Genomic DNA, 5688 nt, shown 5'->3' on the forward strand with positions numbered 1-5688 from the left:
AGATCGGCCCCGCGGGGACGATCCTCCCGTGGCTGCGCGTGAGCGCCACCGAGACGGCGAGGCTGAGATCCTCCACGGCATGGGACGAGGCGGCTTCGAAGGCCCTGTCGAACCGGCGCGCCGCGATCAGGAGCCGGACCAGCTCCTCCCGCAGCGCCAGGTTGGACGGGTCGAGCTCCACCGCTCGTTCCAGCTCCTCGATCGCGGGGACGGCCCGAAAGCGGGCGAGGTGGACGCGAGCCGCGAGCGCCGGCCCGAGGGGCGAGCGCGGCAACGCGGACCGCAGGATTTCGGCGAAGGCGGCGGCTCGCTCGAGACGCCGCGTCCGCAGGAAATCGCCGGCCGCTTCATCGAGTTCCCGCGCCGCACCGGCGTCGATCACGCGGGAGTGCTCGGCGAGCACGTCGCGGGCCGCCTCGTCCTCCCCCATGTCGACCAGGGCCGCCGTCGCTCCGACGACGATGTCCGCGCGATAGGGAGCGGCCTCCACCGCCTGGAGGAACAGCTCGCTGGCCCGCCGCACCGATTTCCGGGAGAAGCGAACGTCGACGCGCTCGAGGAGTTGCTTGGCGCGCGCGGGAAGGCTGTCCCGGCCGGTGCCCAGGATCAGCCGCTCGTACATGTCCTCGTCGAAGCGCCGTTCGATCACCCTGTCCTCGCGCATGCGGCAGTTCGCCTCCAGGGCCAGGAGGTCGGGGTGGCGAGGGGCGGAGCGCCTCATCTCGGACACGCGGTCGAGGACCGTGTCGCAGTCCCCTCGGGCGAGGAGGTCGCGCAGCTCGCGGATCGACTCCGCCGCGGGGGCGCTCGCGGCGCCGGCGGCGGGCGCCGGTGCGAAGAAGGGGGTGAGGAGCAAGGTGACGAGAAACGTCGTCTTCGTGCGCATCAGATCTGGATCTCCGGTACGCCGGCCGCGCCGGCGGCGGCCGGACGCTGGGCGTGGGGGTCGGGCGCGGGGAGGACCACCGGGCCGGCCGGCCGGGGCGGCCGGCCGCGCTCGAGGACTCGGCGGGCGTGCTCCAGGACGCGGTTGGCGTCGATGGACGGGAACCGGTCGACCGCGTCGCGCTCCGTCGGCCGCTCCGGGGCGAGGACGACATGCCCTTCGCCGAGCGGAGCGTTCAGGACCGGGTCGGTGGGGCCGAACAGCGCGATCACCGGCACCCCCGCCGCCCACGCCAGATGCATCGGACCGGTGTCCCCCGCGATCATCAGATCGCCGGCGGCGATGAGGGCGGCGAGGGCGCGCAGGGGAAGACCCAGGGGAAGGGCGACACCCGGCCCCGCCCGGGCGACGAGGCTCCTCGCCTCGTCCTCCTCTCCGGGGCCTGCGACCACCACCGGCGTCGCGCCGGAGTCCCGGAGCCCCCGTGCGATCTCGCACCAGCGGCGCAGGGGGTAGCGCTTCCAGGCCTGCCTCCGGCTGCTGAACGGTGCGATCAGCACGGCGCGCCGGCCGTTCGCCAGCCGGTCGAGCCTGCGGCGGCCTTCCGCCAGCTCCTCCTCGGTCAGTCCGAGGTCGATCTCCAGCGGCCCGCCGAGGGCACCGGCCGCCCGGGCGAGCGCGACGGCCCGGTAGACGCGGTTGATGCGGGGCTGCTCGAGAGGAACCCGGAGCGTCGCGAACAGGCGGCTGGCCTCGCGGTCCGCGCCCCGCCCGAAGCCGACCCGTGACGGGGCCCCGGACAGAAGGCAGCACAGGCCGCTCTTCACGGACGACTGGAAGTCGAGGGCGAGGTCCGGACGGAACCCGCGCAACTCGGAAACCACCCGGCGGACGGCCCGGCAGAAGGCGACCGGCCCCCGGCGGGCGGCGGCGGCGATCTCGGCCCGGGGAAAGACGATCGTCTCGTCGACGTCCGGATGTCCCGCCACGAGGGGGGCGGCGGGGGGCTCGACCACCCAGCCGATCCGCGCCGACGGCCAGGTGCGGCGCAGCAGCCGGACCGCCGGCAGCGTGCGGACCACGTCGCCGAGCGCTCCGAGGCGTGACACGAGGATCTTCACGTTGGGAGTCCCGCCGGGATCCGGCTCCGCCGCCCGGAGTCCGGCGGAATCAGGCTAGACCGGGCCGCGCGGCGTGTCGAACCGGCACCGGGGTGTACCATTACGCGCGGACACGGTCGCGCGCATCCGCGCGGACCGAGTCCCGGCGACCAGGGAGGCCGTCCGATGGCACCGCTCGAGTCCTGGCTGCTCGAACTGCTCGTTTGCCCGACCTGCAAGACCAAGGTCACGCCGACGACCGACGGCTCCGCGCTCCGCTGCCCGGCCTGCCGGGTCCGCTATCCGATCGAAGACGGGATCCCTCAGATGGTGCCGGAGGCGGCCGTTCCGGAAGAAGGGGGTGCGGAGACGGGGACCTCGCCGTGACGCCCGGCCGGTCCGGCGGGGGACTCCCCGACTGGTCGGGCCGGCGGGTCGTCGTGGTGGGGGAGGCGATCGTCGACCGCTACTGGTACGGGCAAGTCGAGCGGATCAGCCCCGAGGCGCCGGTCCCCGTCGTTCGGGTGGGTGAGAGGGAGATCCGTCCGGGGGGCGCCGCCAACGTCGCCGCGAACCTCGCCGCGCTCGGTCTCGGAGCGACGCTCGTCACCGCGCTCGGTCGCGACGAGGCGGGCCGGACGCTCGCCCGCGAGCTGGCCGGGCGGGGAGTCGGGATCGCGGGACCGGATCTGCCGGACGGGCGGCCGACCCCGGTGAAGACCAGGGTGATCGCCCGCCACCAGCAGGTGGTCCGGCTCGACGAGGAACAGGTCGACCCGGTCCCGGACGCCGCGGCGGAGGCGCTACGGGACGCGGCGCTGGCCGCGCTCGACGGGGCGTCGGCTCTGATCGTGTCCGATTACGGCAAGGGGCTGCTCGACGGGCGGAACCTCCCCGAGCTGCTCCGGGCCGCGCGCGCGAGCGGCATCCCGGCCGTCGTCGACCCGAAGCTGCGCAACGTCCAGCACTACGGGGGGGCGCTGGTGATCACGCCCAACCTGGCCGAGGCGACCCGCGCGGCGGCGCTCGACCCCGGCGAGCCGGACGCCGCGGAGCGCGCGGGCCGGCGGCTGCTGGAGCGGCTCGATGTGGAGGCGGTCCTGGTCACGCTGGGGGAGAAAGGGATGCTCCTCGTCCGGCGCGGTGCCCCGCCGGTGGCGATTCCGGCGAGGGCCCGGGAGGTCTTCGATGTCACCGGCGCGGGCGACACCGTCGCCGCCGTGCTCGGCGCGGCGCTGGCGGCGGGTTTGGACCTCGAGGCGGGAGCGCGCCTGGCGAACGCCGCGGCGGCGATCGCCGTGGGCCGGCTGGGTACCGCAGCGGTCGGCGCGGACGAGCTGAGAGCGGTCCTGGAGGAGCAGACGTGAGGCGGGCGCTCCAGGTGGTCTTCCCGGCGGAGGGGGCCATAAATTGGCCTCCGTGCCACGGGTCATGGACGGGACGACGATGACCGCGGCCGAGAGCGGTCGCGGGCTGCGGCTGCCCGCCGAGGGCCGCCTCGAGGGCACCTCGGTGGCCGAGGTCGTGTGGGCCGCCGCGTGTGCCGGCCACACCGGCTCGCTGATCTTCTCGCGGGGCGGAATCCAGAAGGTCATCTACCTCCGGGACGGACGGGTGGTGTTCGCGGCGTCCGGCGACCCGGAGGACCGGCTCGGGACGTTCCTCCTGCGCCGCGGCGAGGTCGAGCTCAAACCGCTCCTGGAGGCGAGCGGGAAGATCGCCCGGGGGCGGAGGCTGGGCCAGATCCTCGTCGAGAACGAGGTCCTGGACCGCGACCGCCTGGTGCGGGCGATCCTCGACCAGGTTCACGAGATCGCCCTGTCGGTCTTCACCTGGAACGAAGGGACGTGGAAGGTGAGCCGGGTGGGGCTGGCGGAGGACGAGCCGGTCCTGCTGGAGATGCCCGCGGAGGAACTGATCCTCGCCGGCGTGCGACGGGTGCGGGACTGGTCGCGCGTGCGGCGTGCGGTCGGCGGGCCGCGCGCGGTCTACCGGATCGCTCCGGGGGGGCGCCGCGAGGGGGTCCGGCTCACCCTGACCGAAAAGGCGATCCTCGACCAGCTCTCCCGCCCCGAGCGCGTGGAGACGCTTTGCCGCGAGATCTACGCACCGTCCTTCGACGTCTACCGCTCCCTCTGGGCGCTCGCGGTGCTCGGCTTCGTCGAGCGGGTCGACGCCAAGCTCGCGCCCGCCACCGGTGAGACGGGCGGAACGATCGATCGCTTCGACGACACCGCCCGGCTCCTGCTCGACCTCGGCGAGCGCCGGTTCACCGGCGTCGTGCGCTTCTACGACGGCGAGCGCGAGGGAGCGCTCTTCCTGAGGGACGGGAAGGTCGAATTCGCCACCTCGAACAACCCCGAACTCAGCCTCATGGCCCACCTGGTCCGCCGGGGGGTGATCGCGGACCGGGATCACGAGGACGCCGTCCGGCGGCTGATCTCCGGAAAACGCGTCGGGGAGCTGCTCGCCGAACGGGGCGCGATCGACGCCAAGGAGATCGACCGCTTCGTCCGCGAGCAGATCCTCGAGGTGGCGAAGTTCGTCGTGCTGTGGTCTTCGGGGGAATATCGCGTGGAGGAGGAGCTTCCGTCGCGCGAGCCGGTGGTCCTCGACATGAACCCCGAGGAGCTGATCCTCGCGGCGATGGAAGGCTGGTGGCGGTTCGAGCCCGTCTGGGAGCGGGTCGGCGGCCTCGATGCGCTCTATCGCCTGGCCCCCGGATACCTCAAGCGGCTCGATCGGCTGCAGCTCCGCCCCGCCGTGTGGGAGATCGTCTCGCTCCTGAGCGAGGAGCGGACGGTGGGCGAGCTGCTCGACGCGCGGCCGGAGTCCGATTTCGAGATCTGCAAGCTGCTCGCCGGGCTGGCGCTCGTCGGCGTCATCGAACGCGTGTCCCAGGAGGAGATCCTCGCGCGGGCCCGGCGCCAGCCTCCGGCGCGCGTCGTGCCCCCGCCTCCCGCCCCGGGCCCGGACGAGCTCCTGCGGCGGGAGCCCGAGCGAGAGACCACGGCACGGCCCGCCCGGGCGGCGGAGATCGCTCCGGAGCTCTTCGGGCCGCTGGAGGGGAGGATCTCCGCACCGCCGTCGCTCGAGGAACCGGCCGAGGGCGAGCCCGGCGGGGAGCCGCTCGCCGAGGCCGGGGGCGGCGCCGCCGGGGCGATGGGCGAGACCGCCGGCGTTCCGCCGGCAACACCCGAGCCCGGCGGGACGGACGGCCACCCGGCCGAGGCTTGGCCGGCCGCGGCAGCCTCGCAGTCGTTCGAGCTCGACATCGAAGAGACCTCCCCGGAGCTGGCCGAGCCGGGAGCCGAGGCGCGGCACGAAGAAGACGCGGCCGGTGAGACCTCGCAAGCGGCGACCGGTTGGGAGCCGGCCAGCGAGGGATCCGCGGGCGCCGCCCCGGATGCGGGCGCGGCGGGCTTCGCCGGGGCCGCCCCCGGGACGCCAGCGGAAGAAGCGGCCGGCGGATCCGGCTCGGTGACGGCCGGATCGGCCGGTGCTCGGTGGGAGATCGGCGGCTCCGAGGAGGGGCCGGTTCCGGCGGAGCCGGAGGGTGAGGTCTCCGGGCCCGCGGCGGAGGAGTCGGCGGAGGAGGCGGGGCCGGAGGGCACCGGTGCTCCGTGGGAGATCGGCGGCTCCGAGGAGGGGCCCGTTCCGGCGGAGCCGGAGGGTGAGGTCTCCGGGCCCGCGGCGGAGGAG

The 5688-nt window shown here is 74.6% G+C and carries 5 protein-coding genes; 3 read left to right on the forward strand and 2 right to left on the reverse strand.

Annotated elements, in window-relative coordinates; translation table 11 throughout:
- Together D6718_13845 and D6718_13850 are read right to left on the reverse strand one after the other, a co-directional pair.
- On the reverse strand, positions 1-886 hold an 886-nt coding region (locus D6718_13845), incomplete at its 3' end, for a hypothetical protein (GenBank protein RMG42435.1).
- Positions 886-2007 carry a lipopolysaccharide heptosyltransferase family protein gene (locus D6718_13850; protein RMG42436.1) on the reverse strand — a complete coding sequence of 374 codons (1122 nt, stop codon included), beginning with the start codon at positions 2005-2007 and terminating at the stop codon, positions 886-888. The genes D6718_13845 and D6718_13850, both read right to left, overlap by 1 nt.
- Positions 2008-2172: 165 nt before the next feature.
- Here D6718_13850 and D6718_13855 point away from each other — a divergent pair, with 165 nt between their 5' ends.
- The 3 genes from D6718_13855 to D6718_13865 form a co-directional block, all read left to right on the forward strand.
- A complete protein-coding gene (locus tag D6718_13855; GenBank protein ID RMG42437.1) occupies positions 2173-2373 on the forward strand; it encodes a Trm112 family protein in 201 nt (66 codons plus the stop codon).
- On the forward strand, positions 2370-3353 hold the full coding sequence (locus tag D6718_13860; protein RMG42438.1) for a D-glycero-beta-D-manno-heptose-7-phosphate kinase: 984 nt from the start codon (positions 2370-2372) through the stop codon (positions 3351-3353). The genes D6718_13855 and D6718_13860 overlap by 4 nt, the downstream gene beginning before the upstream one ends.
- A gap of 64 nt (positions 3354-3417) precedes the next feature.
- Positions 3418-5688: DUF4388 domain-containing protein (locus D6718_13865; protein RMG42439.1), on the forward strand; the 2271-nt coding region annotated here is incomplete at its 3' end.

It is taken from the genome of Acidobacteriota bacterium (assembly GCA_003696075.1).
Classification (GTDB): domain Bacteria; phylum Acidobacteriota; class Polarisedimenticolia; order J045; family J045; genus J045.

Excerpts from the sequence above, each read along its gene's own strand:
- D6718_13855 (RMG42437.1), top strand. The coding sequence starts at position 2,173 with ATGGCACCGCTCGAGTCCTGGCTGCTCGAACTGCTCGTTTGCCCGACC.